This is a genomic window from Embleya sp. NPDC055664 (assembly GCF_053618075.1).
On the sequence record NZ_JBSHGZ010000015.1, the window covers coordinates 67,048 to 84,021 of the forward strand.

Annotated in this window: 7 protein-coding genes; all 7 read right to left on the minus strand. The window is 75.2% G+C overall.

The features are described 5' to 3' along the window. Positions 1-9: 9 nt before the first annotated feature. From ACWGR4_RS24110 to ACWGR4_RS24140, 7 genes are read right to left on the minus strand one after another with little or no spacing between them, the layout of a single operon-like run. Entirely contained in the window at positions 10-909 is a 900-nt protein-coding gene (locus ACWGR4_RS24110; protein ID WP_452131757.1) for a hypothetical protein, read from the minus strand. Continuing rightward, positions 906-2,801, minus strand: coding sequence for a class I SAM-dependent methyltransferase (locus ACWGR4_RS24115; protein ID WP_452131758.1), 1,896 nt, complete (start codon positions 2,799-2,801; stop codon positions 906-908). The genes ACWGR4_RS24110 and ACWGR4_RS24115 overlap by 4 nt, the downstream gene beginning before the upstream one ends. Then, the gene (locus ACWGR4_RS24120) at positions 2,795-3,958 is read right to left on the minus strand and encodes a glycosyltransferase (RefSeq protein ID WP_452131759.1); all 1,164 of its coding nucleotides are present in this window, start codon (positions 3,956-3,958) and stop codon (positions 2,795-2,797) included. The genes ACWGR4_RS24115 and ACWGR4_RS24120 overlap by 7 nt, the downstream gene beginning before the upstream one ends. After that, positions 3,955-4,800, minus strand: a complete 846-nt coding sequence (locus tag ACWGR4_RS24125) for an alpha/beta fold hydrolase (RefSeq protein WP_452131760.1) — start codon at positions 4,798-4,800, stop codon at positions 3,955-3,957. Before ACWGR4_RS24125 ends, ACWGR4_RS24120 begins: the two co-directional genes overlap by 4 nt. Continuing rightward, a complete protein-coding gene (locus tag ACWGR4_RS24130) occupies positions 4,797-5,111 on the minus strand; it encodes an acyl carrier protein (RefSeq protein ID WP_452131761.1) in 315 nt (104 codons plus the stop codon). Before ACWGR4_RS24130 ends, ACWGR4_RS24125 begins: the two co-directional genes overlap by 4 nt. After that, entirely contained in the window at positions 5,108-9,628 is a 4,521-nt protein-coding gene (locus ACWGR4_RS24135; RefSeq protein ID WP_452131762.1) for a beta-ketoacyl synthase N-terminal-like domain-containing protein, read from the minus strand. The genes ACWGR4_RS24130 and ACWGR4_RS24135 overlap by 4 nt, the downstream gene beginning before the upstream one ends. Beyond that, complete coding sequence (locus tag ACWGR4_RS24140; protein ID WP_452131763.1) at positions 9,625-16,596, minus strand: SDR family NAD(P)-dependent oxidoreductase; 6,972 nt, start codon at positions 16,594-16,596, stop codon at positions 9,625-9,627. The genes ACWGR4_RS24135 and ACWGR4_RS24140 overlap by 4 nt, the downstream gene beginning before the upstream one ends. Positions 16,597-16,974 lie beyond the last annotated feature (378 nt).

Here is a 16,974-nt window from a genome sequence, read left to right on the forward strand (position 1 = left end):
CGGGTCGGCCTACGCGACCCGGGCACAGGGGGATCCGAGCGCGGCGCTGAGGACGCGCGGGGCCGGCTCGCCGGCGCGGGTGTAGGTGTGCACCAGCGCCCGGCGGACGGCCGCGAGCGCGGCGCCGGGCACCACCGCGATCGTGGGCCCGTCCGCGCCCGGCAGCGGGCGGGCCTCGATCGCGCCGGCGGCCAGGGCGTTGCGGGCGGGCTCGGCGGTCGACCCGGCGATCTGCCGCGTGGTCGGCCCGCTCGCGGCGGCACCCGCCCGCCGCGGCACCGCCAGGACGAAGCGCAGGCCGAGCCCATCGGGGTCGAACGGCGCGTGGTTCGGCGCGCCGCTGTCCTCCCCGAACACCATCACGTGGCCGAGCCTGGCGAACAACGCCACCGCGCCCAACGGCGGATCGCTGAGCCGGATGCGGGACCGACGGGCGTCGCCCGGCTCCGGGTCGTGGAACGCCGCCTCGATCAGCGCCGCCGTACAGGCCAGCGGCACGGCCGCGGACAGCCCGGTGCACTCCGGCAGGTCGGTGTGTACCAGCAGATCGAGCCCGCCCGCGCCGGTGGTGCCCGCGAGCACCGGGCGGGCCCACTCCGGGACCGGGCCGATGTCGCCCCTCGGGTCCACCTCCACTCCCTCGTCCGGCCGGTCGATCGAGCCGAGCCGCAACCTCCCGTCGGCGCGCGGCGCGGCGGCGACCACCACCCGCCAGGACAGCGCCACGGCGGAGCCCGCCCCGGCTCGCGAGCCGGTCCGGCGCAGCACGTATGGCGCGGACCAGACCCCGGCCGGCGGTCGGCCGAACGCCTGCGTGAAGGCGAACGGCACCAGGCGCAACACGGGCGCCGCACCGCGAGTGGTGGGCAGCGCCGCCGCCGTCGGCGGGCCGCTGTGCGGGCCGGTCATCCCGGATCCTTTCGGGCGAGGAGACGGTAGGCGTTGCTCATGCCGTGTTCGCCCGCTACGCGGGCGAGCAGCGCGCCGACGGCATCGAGGAGTACGGCCACGACGAAGCACGGCACGGACAGCGTGACCAGCGCGGCGCGGCGGGCCCGGCGCAGCGGGGTCGGGCCGCCGGGGACCCACGGCATCGCCGGGTTGGGCCCGAGCGCGGTGAGGGCCTGGGAGACCGCACCGGTGAAGTCGTTGCCCTGGTGTGCCCGGCCGTGTTCGCGCGCGAGCACGGTGAACCCCCGTGCGTGGAGGGCGGCTTCGAGGTTGCGCCAGGGCATCAGGTGCTGGTGCTGGGGCTGGAACAGCGGCAACCACAGGCCGCGCAACAACTGCCCGTACCGGCACTGCGGGTCGGGCAGTTCGATCAGCAATCGGCCGCCCGGCACCAGGACCTTGGCGGCGGCGTCGAGTTCGGCCAGCGGATCGCGGGTGTGCTCCAGGTAGTGGTGCATGCCGACCGCGTCGTAGCCGCCTGCCAAGTCGTCGGCCAGATCGGGGAATTGGCCCCGATACCCGGTCCGGATCCAGCCGCGCCGCGCGGCCTCGGCGACCCCGTCGCCCATGTCGAGGCCGTCGAAGACGGTGTTGGGGAGCACAGTGCGGCCGACCACACACATGTGCCCGTGGCCGGTGCCCACGTCCAGCCAGGCGCGCGGTCCGGAATCCTCCGGCGTGTGTCGGCGCAGCAGTTCGGCACGGGCGCGGTAGGTCCGGGACATGGTGCCGAACAGTGCCTCGGCGCCCGCGCCGCCGAGGCCGTCGTAGAAGTCGCGGTAGTAGTAGTCGAGCCCGGCGAGGGACAGGCGCGGGTTCTGGAAGACGTGCGTGCAGTCCCGGCACCGTTCGAGGGTGAAGCGGCCCGGTTTGCCCTGGAGGTGGTCGCGCACCCTGCGGTGCACGGCGAGGCGGTCCGAGCCGCACCACGGACAGGTGTCGCGCCGGTCCTCGAAGAAGGCACCGAGGCCGTCGGCGACGCTGCGTTCGTACGCCGGGCGCAGCGCCGCCGGATCCGGCGCCGGCCGCTGGGCCGCAGCGGTCGGGCGGGGCCCGGTGACCGCGCGGAGCCAGCGCGGCACGGCCAGGAACGGACGCAGTGCCCCGGCCCGGCCCAGGTCGCGCGGTCGCACCGGCGAGCGGCCGGCGACCACGGCGAAGGGCTGCGACCACATGGCCAGGAAGACCACCGCACCCCAGAACGGGCTGGTCACACACGCACCGGCGTACGCGGCGGCCTCACCCAGGTTGCCGATCAGGGTCGGCCACACCGGCACCCCGTTCGCCCGCAGCCGACGTTTGCGCAGCCTGGGGTCGGGCCGCATCGCGACCAGTCCGGGCGCGACCGCGTGCCCGGTGCCGAGCGCGGCGAACGGCTTGAGCCGCACCGTGAGTTCGACCAGGGCGGGGCCGTCGGGGTCGACCAGGTCGTCGGCCGGCACGGCGGCCCGGCGCAGCACGTCCTCGTGCACGAGCAGCGCGTGGCCCGCGCCCCGGCCGCGGGCGAGCGGGTCGCGGTGGATTCGGTCCGGGTCCAACCGGGCGAGCAGGGTGAGCAGTTCGTCGCTGGGCAGGTCGCCGGGAACCAGATCGAGCAGGAGCAGGTCGTGCCGCTCGGCGTGGGCGACCGCCGCGCGGATGGTGGCCTCGTCCGGGTGGACACCGGTCGCGGATACGCAGATCCAGGGGCCGGTCTGCCAGCCCTCCGTCGATACGGTGGCAAGTATGGGCAATCCGGGTAGTATCGGCAATGCGTGCAGCCGCCGGCGCAGCGTGCGCGTGCCACCCGCCAGGCCGAGCCCGATCAGCAGGGCGAGCCACGGAAACGGTCCGTCCAGGGGATTCAGCACAGCTTCTCCAGACGTTCGGCGGCGGCGTCGGCGCCGCCGGCCGCGGCGAACGAGGCACGGATCCGGGCGGCGCCCGCACGCAGTTCGGGGCGGTCCAGCGCGTCGGTGACGGCCGCGCGCAACTCGGGTACGTGCGCGCGTCCGAAGCGCACCCGGACCCCGGCGCCGGCCGCCACCACCTGGCGCGCCACGATCGGCTGGTCGTCCCGGATCGGGGCGAGCACCAGCGGCAGGCCGAACGCCAGCGCCTCGCATACGGTGTTGTGGCCGCCGTGCGTGACCACCGCGTCCAGGTACGGGAGCAGGGCCAGTTGCGGGACGAACTCGCGGACCAGGACATGCTCGGCGGGCGCCCCGGCCAGCCGCTCCGGTGCGGCCAGGATCAGCTGGAGCCGATCGGCGAGCGGCCGGGTGGCGGCCACCACGGCCGGATAGAACCGGTCGCCGGCATCGCGATTGAGCGTGCCGAGCGAGACCAGGACGTGCCGGCGATCCGGATCGAGCCGGTCCCACGGGAAGTCCACCATCGCCGGCCGGCGGCCGAACGCGGGGCCCACGTAGCAGTGGTGCGCCGGGACCGGATCGGTCAGGCCGACCAGTTCCGGCGTGGAGAAGACCAGAACCAGCCGGGGCGAGAAGCGCGGATCGCAGTCGCCGGGTACCCCGGCCGCCACAGCCGCCTCGGCGATCCGGGTCCGCACCCAGTCGTCGATCTTCGGAAAGCCCACCAGCGGCCGGGTGAACTCGGCCGAAGTGGTCGCCGAAGTGGCCCATGGGACCCCGGCTTTCACAGCGGCGAAGGCGCCGGCGAAGGCCTGCTGGTCGGCCACGACCACATCCGGCCGGTAGCCGGCCACGGCCGCCGCGACGCCGGGCAGCATGGTGTGCGCGAGCGGGACCAGGGTCTCCTCGACCAGGAAGCGCAACGCGCCCACCCCACGCAGCCGTTGCCACCTCGCGTGCAGTCGGGCGTACCCGCCGGGGGCGCCGGGGGAGTCGGCAGTGGCGAACAACCGGGCGCCCAGCGGCAGCAGGTCCAGGATCTCCGGCGGCCCGCACCACACCGCCTCGTGCCCGCGCTCGGCGAGTGCGGCGGCGACCGCGACGGTGGGATTGACGTGGCCGGCGAACGGCGGCACCACGAACATGACTCTCATCGGCCGGCCCCGGGCCGCACCGACACCGGCTCGTGCCGGGGCAACCAGTCGAGCAGCGCGGCCAGTACGGGCGCGGTGGCCTCACGCAGCACGGTGTGCGCGACGCCGGGCAGCACGGTGAGCGTGCAGTGCGGGAGCAGTTCGGCCAACCGGTGTGCGGGCGGCGCCAGTTCGGACAACTCGCCGTACAGCGCAAGCACCGGGCAGGCCACCTCTGCGAGTTCGGCCTCGGTCGGGGCGCACAGGAGGGTGACGTCCTCGATCAGGGTCGTGCCGTTCAGGAGCGCGTCGGCGCCGGCTCGCAGTCGGGCCGCCTTGCGTGCGGGCCCCACGGGCAACCGTTCCGGGCCGGGATGCGCCGCCAGGCCGAGCGCGGCCAGGTTGAGTGTGTTGGCCATCTCCTCGACCCAGCCGCCGGCGTACGGTTCGGTGCCGGCCGGGACGTCCAGGCACTGACCCTCGATCAGCACCAGGCTCGCCACCAAGTCGGGCCTGGACCGGGCGACATGCAGCGCGATCAGGCCGCCGAAGCTGTTGCCGACCAGGTGTACCGGGGTCGGTACGTCGCACGCGTCGAGCAGCGCGGCCAGATCGGCGACCGCGCTGTCCGGGTCGTATCCGCTGCGGGGCCGCTCGGTGCGGCCGTGTCCGCGCTGGTCGTAGAGCACGACCTCGGCGCCCGCGCGGGCGACCGGCGCGGCGAGCGTGTAGTAGAAGCTGGAGAGGTTGTCCAACACCAGACCGTGCAGGAAGACCACCGGCGTGCGCAGTGCGGGCCGGTCGGCGGGTGGGGACAACCGCTGGACGTGGAAGCGCAGGCCGTTCGCGTGCACCTCGCTCATCGACCGGCACCACGGACGGTCTCGGCGCGGGTACAGGCCGCGATGTGCTCGACCAGGCGGCCGACCGTCATCGCCATGATCTCCTCGATCTCCAGGTCGGCGAGGAAGGCGATGAAGTCGACCCGGTCGCCGTAGCGCTCCTGGAGCCGGCCGGCCAGCGCGACGAACTCGATGCTCTCCAGGGCCAGATCGTCGTCGAAGCCGCTGTCCGGGGTGATCTCGGCGGCGATCAGCAATTCCTCGCCGACGATCTCGGCGAGCATCCCGGCCACCTCGGCCAGGATCCGGTCGGCGTGCGGGTCCGCGCTCATCGGGTGCTCCCATGTGAGGTGGTGGGGATTCCTGGTTGCCGGGCGCTCGTCCACGCGACCACGTAGTGGTCGATCCGGGTGCCGTCCGAGTCGGTGATGTCCCGGATGTGGACGCGGAGTTCGGCGCCGTCGGCTGCCGCGGGGCGGACGGACAACTCGGTCTCGTGCGAGCCGACGGGCCGGGCCGCGGTCACCACGTGCGGTGGGTGATCGGTGCCGGCCGCCCGGTCGGCCGCCTCCCTGGCACAGCGAAAGCGCAGCGCCCACAGCCCGCGCGGCTCGCTGTCGGATCCCACGAGCGAGGCCGGCACGTCGTGTGTGTCGGGTGCCGGGGGTGGGCCTTCCGGATCGAGGCGGCCGACGGCGATGCCCAGCGGTGCCGGGCCCGCGACGGCCACCCCCAGGCGGTGGTCGTGCGCGATGGCGACGTGCAGCGGGGTCGGGGCGGGGGCGTCGGGCTCGGCGACCACGTGCGCGAGCGGGCGGCCGGGGTCGGCGGTGTCGATCCGGACCTGGGCCGGGTACAGCGGGCCGTGCCCGTGCGCCCACAGGTGGTGCCGGGCCGCGTCCTTGGCCGCGACCCGCCGGAGCAGCCACCCTTGGCGGTCCCGAGGTGCCTGGGCGGCGAACTCGGCCCGCTCGGCGGTGTCCAGATAGCGGCGGGTCACCAGGTCCTGCGCGGCGGGGTCGGGCCACCGGGTGCGCAGCAGACACCAACCCTCCGGCTGCGGCTCGGCGATGCCGGTGGTGTGCGGGGTGAACTTCATCGGCCACACCCGCTCGTCGGCGGCGAACCGGCGATAGACCCAGTCGCGCACCCGGATCCGTACCGCGCCCGTGCCCGGGTCGACCAACTCGACGTCACCGCGCACCGTGGTGGGCCCGATCTCCCGGATCCGGGCGGTGGCCAACAGCCGGGCGCCCGGCTCGGGTTCAGGTCCGTACCCGTCGATTGCCGCGACCGACATCGGGAACACCAGGCGGTCCGTGGTCAGCCGCAACTGCATCCAGTGGCCGAGCAGTTGCCCGGCCGCGTCGAGGAGCGCCCCGGGTGCGGGCAGCGCACGCAGGATGCCCCGGATGCCGTCCGCGGCGACGGTCAACACCTGCTCGACCCCGGCGAATCCGGGTCCGTGGAACATCCAACGGTCCCCGTACAGATCCGGCGCGCGCACCGGCGCCGGGCCCTCGCCGGTCAGCGGTGTGCGGTCGGGGCCCGGCCCGGGGCGGACGGCGGTCTCGTCGGTGAGCAGCACCTCGGCGGACATGTACCGGCCGAACGCGATCCGGATCCGGTCCGGGTCCACGGTGGTGCGGACCAGTTCGGTGTCGGTCGGCGGAGCCACCGGCAACCAGCGCAGGGAACGTACGGCCCGATACCCGACGACCACCCGACCCGGCCCGGCCGCGCTCAGCGCCTCGTCGCCGGCCAGCCGGATCAGCGTGGTCATCGGCACCACCGGGAACCGGTCCGCCGGGTCCGGCCACCACTCGGGCTGCTCGTAGACGCAGTGGTCGCGGACGTAGGGGTGGTCGACGAGCGAGAAACGGTACGCCCGGCGCGAGTCGGTGTCGCTGTCGCTGCCGGGCGGCGGCGCGGGCAACCCGGGCGCCTCGGCTTCGCCGGCCGTTCCCGCTGCCATGGCCGCCGCCACCGTGCGCTCGGCCTCGGCGAGCGTCGCGTGGAACGCCGCCAGCACCGGATGCGTGGAGATGGCGGGCGGGCGAGACGTACCGGTCAACCGCAGCGACCCGGCGGCCGGCCCCAACGCGACCACGGGGGAACCGAGATCGAGCCGGACGATCGGTCCGGCGGGCGGTCGTGCGGCGGCGCGGTCGATGCCGGGCCCGGACTCCGGCTCGGTCGCGGGCAGGCCCGTTCGTACCGGCCCCCGCGGATCGATCGCCGCGCCCTCCACCCACAGCGCCGCCACCGCTCGGCAAAAGCCCGCCAGGCCCGGGCGCAGCGTGGAGTGGGCGGCCACGGCCAGCGCGTCGCGGCCGCGCAGGGTGTCGTGTACGAAGCCGACCAGGCTGCCCGCGCCGGGCTGGACGAACACCCGTACTCCGCCCGCGTACAGCTCCTCGATCAACTCCCGGAACCGCACCGGTTCGAGAAGGTGACGCACGGTCAGCTCGCGAACCGCGGCGGCATCCGCCGGATACGGCGCGATGGAGGTCGCCGACCACACCGGCAGGCGCGGGGTACACAGCGGCAGTTGCTCGAACGCGTCGGCCACCTGCCCGAGGTAGGGCGCCCACATCGGGGTGTGGAAGCCGGACCGGAACGGCAGTTCGCCGCCCATCACGCCCTCCCGACGCAGCCGACCCAACACCTCGGTGACGGCCGCGGCCGGACCACAAATCACGCTCTGGTTCGGGCAGTTGTCGTGCGAGACCACCACCGGCTCGGTGCCCACGTGCCGTTCGGCCACCGCGACGCCGCAGCCCACCGCCGCGTAAACCAGGTCCGGGACGTCCAGCGAGTCGGGGCGCAGCGACGCGAGGAAGCCGTCCACCGCCGTGCGCGGGTACATCCCGGCGACCACCATCGCGGTCCACTCGCCCATGCTGTGCCCGGCCAGCAGATCCGGTACCAGACCCGCCCGTTCCAGCTCGGCGGCCAGGAACCGGCCTGCGGTCAGCGCGTCCACCGCCCGGCCGACCAGGTCTTCGGCGCCGGTGGTCTCGGGCCGGGGCCGGCCGTATGCATCGGCCAAGTCGTCCAGGCGCGGCGATATCTCCGGCTCCAGACCGGGAAACAGGAACGCGACCCGCCCCGGATCGGCCGCGTGCGGCCCGAGCAGCGGACGCGGGGTGAACCAGATCTCGGCCCGGCCGCGCCACGGCACCCCGCGCTCCACGGCACGCGCGGCCAGCGCGAGCCGCTTCGGCGTCGGATCGGCGACCGCGAGCCGACAGGGGCCGGCGAAGCCGGTCGAGCCGGTCGAACCGCTCGGGTCCGCCCGATCGGCGAGCAGCCGGAGCAACTCGGGCACCGAATCGGCGGCCAGCGTGAGCACATCGGGCAACTCGCCCGCGCCCACCGACCGCCCGCCTCGGGTCGGCAGTGCCACCGCCCGCCCCGCCGGCGGCTGTTCCAGCACCGCGTGCGCATTCACCCCGCCGAAGCCGAACGCGTCGACCGCCGCCAGCCGTCCGCCCGCCGGGTTGACCGGCCACGCCTCGGCCCGACCCTGCGGGCGCATCCGGGTGCCGGCGAAGCCCGGATGCGGGTCGTCGACATGCAGGGTCGGCGGCAACGTGCGGTGATGCAGGGCGAGTGCCGCCTTGAGCAGACCGGCCATCCCCGACGCCTGCATCGTGTGTCCGATGTTGGACTTGATCGTGCCGAGCGCGACATCCGCCGGCCCGTTTCCCACGCGCGGCCCGAACACCTTGCCCAGTGTGACGAGTTCCGCCTCGTCCCCGACGGGGGTCCCGGTCCCGTGCGCCTCGACCAGACCGAGCAGGCCCGGTTCCGTCGGATCCAACCCGGCGGCCCGCCACGCCTGCTCCAGCGCCCGGACCTGCCCTTCCACCAGCGGACTCAGCAGACTCGCGGCCCGGCCGTCACTCGACACGCCGACGCCGCGCACCACCGCGTACACCCGGTCGCCGTCGCGTTCGGCGTCGGCGAAACGCTTGAGCAACACCGCGCCGGTGCCCTCGGCGATCAGCGTGCCGTCCGCCGCCCGGTCGAACGGCCTGATGTGCTCGCTCGCGCTGAGCGCCCGCAACTGGGTGAACACACTCCACAGCGTGGCGATGTGGCAGTGGTGCGCGGCGCCCGCGATCACCGCGTCGCAACGCCCGGACCGCAACTCGGCGGCGGCCTGGTCCAGGGCGAGCAGCGAGGTCGCGCAGGCCGCGTCCAGCGTGTAGGCGGGCCCGCCCAGGTCGAGCCGGTTGGCGATCCGGGACGCCGTGAAACTCGGCACCAGGCCGATCGAGGCCTCGGGTTGCTCGGGGCCGAGCGACGCCTGGAACGCCTCTCGGATCGCGGCCACTCGGTCCCGATCCAGCTCCGGTGCCAACTCGCCGAGGAGGGAGGCAAGTTGATGCGCCGTGCGCACCCGCTGATCGAGCCGGGCGGTGGCCACGCCCATATAGCCGCCACGACCGAAGACCACGCCGATCCGGGACCGGTCCGGCAGTCGAGCCTCGCCACCCGCGTCGGCGATCGCCTCGGCGGCGGCCCGCAGCGCGAGCAACTGGTCCGGTTCGGCGCCGGCGACCACGGCGGGCATGATGCCGAAGCGCACCGGATCGAAGGTGGCCAGGTCGTCCACGAAACCGCCGCGCCGGCAGTAGAACCGGTCGCCGCGAGCGGGCTCGCCGGCCGTGCCCGGCGCGTAGTGCAGCGCCGGATCCCACCGATGCGGCGGCACGTCGGTGATCGCGTCCACCCCCGACTCGATCATCCGCCACAGCGCGTCGGGCCCGGCCGCGCCCGGGAAGATCGCACCGATCCCGACGATCGCCGCATCGTCCGGACGCGGGCCGCGCACGCTCATCCGGCCACCGACCCGTCGGCCGGCAGGCAGACGTACACGGCCTGCGGGTCCGTACCGGCGGCCAGTTCGTCCAGCAGCGCCCGCACACCGTGTTCCGGATCGATCAACGGCACGCCGCGCCGGGCGTATTCGCGGGCCAACTCCGCCGTCACCATGCCGCCGCCGGTCGCCGCCCACGGACCCCAGTCGATGGTCACCACCCGCCGAGCCACCGGCGCGAGGGTGTCGTCGGACCCGGCCGACCAGTGCCACGCGAGGGTGGCCAGGGCGTCGTTGGCCGCCGCGTAGTCGGTCTGGCCCCGATTGCCGTACACCCCGGCCACGCTGCCGAACATGGCCAGGAACGCCGGCGGCGCCAGGGTCGGGCGCAGTGTGCGCAGCGCCGCGACCAGGGCCCGGGCCCCGGCCACCTTCGTGGCGAACACCCGCCGGCACGACTCCGCGCTCTTGTCCGCGAGGAGCCGATCGGCCAGTACACCGGCGCCGTGCACGATGCCGTCCAGCCGGCCGTGCCGCTCGGCGATGCCGGTCAGGATCCGGCGGACCGCGTCGGCGTCGGTGACGTCGGCCGCGTGCAGCCGTACCGAGGCGGCGTGCTCGGCCGCCTCGGCCAGCGTCGCCCGCACCTCGCGGCGGTGCAGGATCCGGGTCGACTCGGCCTCGATCAGGGCCGGTTCGCGCATCCCGCCCGCGATCAACGCGGCCCGCAGCGCGGGCGCGTCCGGCGCGGCGGCGAGCGCTGCCGGCTCCGGCTCGTCGTCGAGGCCGGTGCGGCCGAGGAGTTCGATGTGGCACCCGGTGGCCCGGGCCAGGCCGATCGCCGCCCGGGCGGTGATGCCCCGCGCGCCGCCGGTCAGCAGCACTACCGAGGCCGGGCCGATGCGCTCGCGCAGCAGGGCGTCCCGGTCGGCGGGCGGCAGGTCCGGGAGCGGCGCCGGCCGCGGGTGCAGGGTCACCCGGTGTTCGCCGGCCAGGCCGCGCAGGACCGGCGCGCCGGGCTCGGGCCGATCGGGGGTGCGGCCCAGTTCGACCAGGAGCCGATGGGCGAGCCGGGCGGGTTCGGTCTTGGCATCCAGGTCCAGCACCCGGACCACCCGATCGGGATACTCCAGCGCGGCGGCCCGGGCGAACCCGGCCAACCCCGCCCCCGGCACCGGATCCGGCCCGGCGGCCTCCGGACCCCGGCCGAACCGACCGCCGCCGGCGGTGACCAGGAACACCTGCCGTACGCCGGCCACGAGCGCGTCCCGCAACAGCGCGAAGGCGTCCGGGAACACCGGGTCGGGACCGTCGGCGAGCGCGCCGAGGTGTACGAGCGTGTCCACCTCCGCCCAGCCCGGATCCGTACCCGCCTCGACCCGATCCCGAGCCCGCGACTCCACCACGACCCCGTGCGCGGCCAGTACATCGGCCAACGCCCAGGCGATGCCGCCCCCGTCCTCGACCAGCACCACGCGCCGGCCACGCAACTGCCCGCCGGCGAGCGGGCCTTCCGGGTCGCCAGGCGCCACCGCGGGCGGCTCCTCGACCGGCACACACTCCACGACATGCCGGGTGGGCCGGCCGGCGAGGGGAGCGGCAGGCTCGTCCACCGTCGGCTCGATCGGCACCGCCCGTTCGTTCCCGGCGGACCCCGCCTCCAGCACCCCGGCCACGATCGCGTCGATCGTCTTGACCCTGGCCAGCCGCTCGATCACCTCCGCGTCGACCGGCTCGGCGTCGACCACGCCCACGCCCGTGCCGCCGGCAAGGCGCAACCGCAGCGCCAGTTCGCCGATGATCTCGGTGCGTTTGATCGAGTCGACGGACAGGTCCGCTTCCAGGTCCAGGGCCGGATCGAGCATGTCCTTCGGGTAGCCGGTCCGGGTTCCCACGATGTCGAGGACCACGTCCAACACCTGCGCGCGGGTGAGCGGCCCGGTCGGTGCGGTCGGTGCGGCCGGTGTAGCCGGTTCCACCCGGACCGGAGCCGGCTCCACCCGCACGGGAGTCGGCTCCGGTCCGAGCCCGATCGGCGGCGACTCGGGAACCCCGCCCGGTACGCCCAGGTAGCCGAGCAGCACCTCACGCTGTGCGGCGACCGCGGCCCGCGCGCCGGCCAGGTATTCGAGCAGCACCGCGTCCCGCGCCGAGTGCTCCGGCACACCCGGCTCGGCCACCGGCCCGGTGGGCAGCGCCACCGGGGTCGCCGGGCGCAGCCCACCCGCCACCGGCCGGCCGTCGGCGGTCCGCACCAGATGGCCGTCCACCGTCCAGGCCGGTCGCGGGCCGGGCTCGACGTCCTGCGGCCGCACCCGCCCGGCCAGCCCGCCCGCGACCCGCACCGGCACGCCGGCGACGGCGAGTTCGGCGAGCGCGGTGAGCAGTCGGCGCAGCCCGTCCTCACCGGGGACGTCGCACGCCACCGCGGTGTGCGGCCGGTCGCCGAGGATGGCGCCGACCATGCCGGTCAGCGCCCGACCCGGTCCGGCCTCGACGAAGATCCGCACCCCCGCCGCGTACATCGCCTCGATCTGCTCGGCGAACCGCACCGGCTCGGCCACCTGACGGGCCATCAGCGCACGGATCTCGTCGGGCGCGTCCGGGTAGCGCGCCGCGGTGCCGTTGGACCACACCGGGATTCTGGGCGCACGAACGTCCAAGTCCGCGACGGCGACCGCGAGGGTGTCGGCCGCCGCCGCGACCACGGGACTGTGGAACGCGCACGCCACCGGCAGCCGCCGGGCCGACAGGCCCGCCTCGGCCAGCGCGGTGATCGCCGAGGTCAGGGCCGCCTCCGGGCCGGACACCACGGTCTGGGTCGGCGTATTGCGGTTCGCGAGCACCACGCCGTCGAGCCCGGCCAGCACCTCGGCCACCCGGTCCGCGCCGGCCGTGACCGCCGCCATCGCGCCGGGTTCCGCGCCGGCGGCGGCCAGCACCGCCGCCGCGCGCACCTCGCCGAGCCGGCCCAGGTCCCCGGTGGCCAGTACGCCCGCCGACCACAACGCGGCCACCTCGCCGTAGCTGTGCCCCGCGACCTGGTCCGGCCACACCCCGAACCGGTCGAGCAGCCGGGTCAGCGCGACCGCCGCCACCCCGAGCGCGGGCTGCGCCCGGCGGGTATCGGTGAGCCGCGCCGCCTGAGCGGCCCGCTCCTCCGCATCGAACGCCGCCGCCGGAAACATGGCCCGCACACACTCGGGATCGATGTCCCGCAGCCCGTCGCACAGTTCGGAAAACCGAGCAAACAGATCGGCGAGCATCCCCGGCCGCTGACTCCCCTGCCCGGGATACAAAAACGCCACCTGCCCACTTGCCTCGGCGCCCGCTTCGGTGGCGAGCCCGGTCTCCACCCCGACCTCCGCGTCCTTCCGGTGGAAGATCTCGCCTGCGGCATCGACCGCCCCCGCCCGGGCCAGAGTCAGCTTCACCCGCAGATCCGCGTGATCAGCCGCAACGAAAGCGATCTGCACCGGGATCTCGGCGTCCGACCCGGGCTCGACAACTTCGTCCGCGATCGCCGCCAACCCCCGCAACGGCAGGTCCTGGCCCGCATCCAGCCGCGCCGCCAGCCGATCGAGCGCCGCGTGCGCCGCCGCCCGGTCCGCGCCGCGAAAGCAGAACAGCTCGACCGGCCACGCAGCATCCGCACCGCCCGGCCCGCCCACCCCGGACGGCTCCGAACCCGCCAGCACGGCGTGGAAGTTGGTGCCCCCGAAGCCGAACGCGCTCACCCCGGCGATGCGCTCGCCCACCGGCGCCGTCCACGGGCGGGCCCGGTTGTCGAACACGAACGGCCCCGCGTCCGGCGGTCGGCGCAGATGCAGCGTCGGCGGATGCACCCCGAAGTGCACCGCGAGCGCCGCCTTGGCCAGCCCGGCCAGCCCCGCCGCACACTTCGTGTGGCCGATCTGCGACTTCACCGAGCCCACCGCGCAGGCGCCGGGAGCGGCGCCATGCGCGGTGAACACCTCGGTGAGGGTGTCCAGTTCGGCCCGGTCGCCGACCACCGTCCCGGTGCCGTGCGCCTCGACCAGGCCGACCCGCGCCGGCGACACGCCCGCCGCCCGGTAGGCGCGTTCCAGCGCCCGTCGCTGACCCTCGGGGCGCGGCGCGGTCAACCCGAGCGAACGCCCGTCGCTGGACCCGCCGACACCCTTGACCACCGCGTAGATCCGGTCGCCGTCCCGTTCGGCGTCCGCAAGCCGCTTGAGCAGCACGCACACCGCGCCCTCGCCCAGCGCGATCCCGTCCGCGTCCGCGTCGAAGGTCGCGCACCGCCCGGTCGGCGACAACGCCCGCACCGAGGAGAACATCAGGTAGTCGTTGATCCCGTTGTGGGTGTCCACCCCACCGCACAGGACCAGATCGCTGGACCCGGTGTTCAGTTCCTTGCAGGCCAGGTCGAGCGCGGCCAACGAGGCCGCGCACGCGGCGTCCACGGTGAAGTTGACCCCGCCCAGATCGAGCCGGTTGGCGATCCGGCCGGCGATCACGTTGGCCAGCACACCGGGAAAGGAGTCCTCGGTGGGGGAGGGCAGTTGCCGGTCCAGATCGGCCGGCAGCGCGCCGAAGTACCCCGGGAACAACGCCCGGAAGCCGTACGCGCCCGCCAGGTCGGTGCCCGCCTCGGCACCGAAGATCACCGAGGTCCGTTCCCGGGCGAAGGCCCGCCCGGGGCCGTAGCCGGCGTCGGCGAGCGCCCCCGACGCCACGTGCAGCGCCAGCAGTTGGGCCGGTTCGATCGCGGCGAGCGAGGCGGGCGGGATGCCGTAGCCGGTCGCGTCGAAGCCGATCGCAGGTACGAACCCGCCCCACTTGGACGGCGTCCGCCCGGCCGGCACCGCCCCCGGCGCCGCACCGCGGACCGAACCGCGCGCGGTCGCGCCCGGTTCGGTGCTCGGCGCGAAGTACCGCGCGGTGTCCCAGCGTTCGCGCGGCACCTCGGTCACCGCGTCCACGCCGGCCAGGATGTTGCGCCAGTAGCTCGCCAGGTCCGGCGCGCCGGGAAGCACACAGGCCATGCCCACGATCGCCACGTCCTGCGGCCGGGGTGGGGCCGGTCGGTCCGCCCCGCCCATCTCGCGCAGCCGGCGGGCCAGCCACGCGGTCGACCCGGTGGTGACCTCGCGATGCAGTGCGGCCACGTCGGTCGGCGCGGACCGCAACACCGCGGCCTGACCCAGCATGAACATGCCTTCCCGGCGCTGCGCGTCCGGGTCCACCGCGACCAGCCTGTCCGCCTCCCGGCGCAGCCCCTTGCCGGCGATCCGCAACCGGCCCAGGTTCAGCTGCTCCAACTCGGCCCACACCTCGCGGGCCGGGACCCCGCGCGACTCCAGATCGCGCCGGCGGGCCTCGAACGCGGCCACGAACGGCGTGTGGGCACAGCGCGTGGCATGCCCGGGCGCGGTCTGGACCAGCGCGGTCGCCGCACACTCGACCGCCGCAGCCTGGAACCCTGGCACGATCGCCCCGCCCGCCACCGCCTCGCGGGTGAACAGGTACGCGGTGCCCATCAGCACGCCGACCGAGGCCCCGCGCTCGACCAGCGGCGCCGTCGCCGCGGCCACCATCGCCGCCGAGCGCGCGTCGTGGATCCCGCCCGCGAACAGCAGGTCCAACCCGGCTGCGCCGCCGTGCCGTTCGGCGAACGCGAGCAGCGTGTCCACCTGCGCCTCCCACAGCGGGAAGCTGGCGCGCGGCCCGACGTGCCCGCCGCATTCGGTGCCCTCGAAGACGAATCGCCGGGCCCCCTCGCGCAGGAACTGGCCCAGCAGCCCGGGGGAGGGCGCGTGCAGGTAGGTGCGGATCCCGGCGGCCTCCAACGGCGCGGCCCGATCCGGCCGACCACCCGCGATCAGCGCATACGGCGGATGGGCGGCGAGCACCGCGGCCACCTGTTCCTCGCGCAACTCCGGCGGCGCGAAGCCCAGCAGGCCCGCGCCCCACGGCAGATCACCGAGCAGCGCGCCGGTCTCCGCGAGCAGCGCGCGCACCTCGGGGCCGCGCAGCAGGGACAGCGCCAGAAAGGGCAACCCGCCCGCCCGGGCCACCTCGTGGGCGAAGGCGGCCCGGTCGCTCACCCGCGTCATCGGCCCCTGTACCGGCCGAAGCCGCGCACCGTGCCGGGCGGCCGAGACCACGTGGTCCACGATCGCCTCGCGCACCGCGCACACCACCCGACCGGCGGTGCCGTACCGATCCGCGAGCCGGGCGGCCGACCCGCCGTCCTGCCCGACCGGCAACAACTCGCGATGCAGTCCGCCCGCGCCCAGCGCGAGGCCGAGATCGCCGGCCACCGCCGCGACGAGGCGGTCGATCGGCAGATCCGGCCGGCGATACACCCGATGCCCCCGGATCACGACCGTCTCGCTGCCGTCCATCGCCCGGACCGCCGCCGCCACATCGGCCGGCAGCGTGCTCTCCGCGACCAGGGCCAGCTGGGTGTCGAGCAGCACCCCGGCGGCGCCGCCCGCGACCGCCGCGGCGGCGGTGTGCGGCCCGATCCCGCCGGCCGCCCAGACCGGCACCGTCACCCGTGCGTCCGCGAGCAACTGCTGCAGCAGCACGAACGTGGTCAACTCACCGCATCGGCCGCCGCTTTCCGCGCCTCGCGCGATCACCCCCGCCGCGCCGGCGGCCACCGCCGCGTGCGCCTGCTCGGCGCATGTGACCTCGACCAGGACCCGCCGTCCGGGACCGGCGTCGGCGATCGACCACGGCGCGTCGGGCGCGAGCATCACCGTGTCCACCTGCTCGGGCAGCTCCCGCGGCCCGAGCGGACAACCCACCGGCACCCGCACGCCGAAGCCCGCGAGCACGCCCGCCCGGGACAACCCGGCCAGCGCCGGCCCGCGTTCCCGGCCGAGGTCGAGCACCGCGAGCGCGCCGGCCCGATGTGCGGCGATCACGAGTGGGGCGTCGGGGCGCCCCAGGGGGCTCACCGCGAGAACCTGATCGCGACGCGGGGACGTCGACGTCATGGGCAAGTGCCTCCATCCGGGAAACCTGCGAGGAACCGGTCGGTGCGGGCGGCAGGGGCGCGAACGTACGGTCAGGCATGGCGAATTGCCCCGGCGACGCCCGAGTCGGGTCGTCCGTGGCAGTGGGTGAACGTGCATGTCGTGGTGGAAAGACCGTGCAACCGCGAAAAGCGGTACGGAATCGAAAAATCGGCCGCAGTCGAACCACCGCGCCGTATCGTCGGTTTCGGACATCCAGGAGTCAACGACGAACCGGCCGTCGCCCCTCCGTTCGCGAACGCCCCCACGAACGCCCGTCGAACCCCGCCGCACCCGGGCGATACCCGGCCGACACGCGGCGCCCCGGCCCACCGGATCGACCGCGATCCGGGTTCCGGA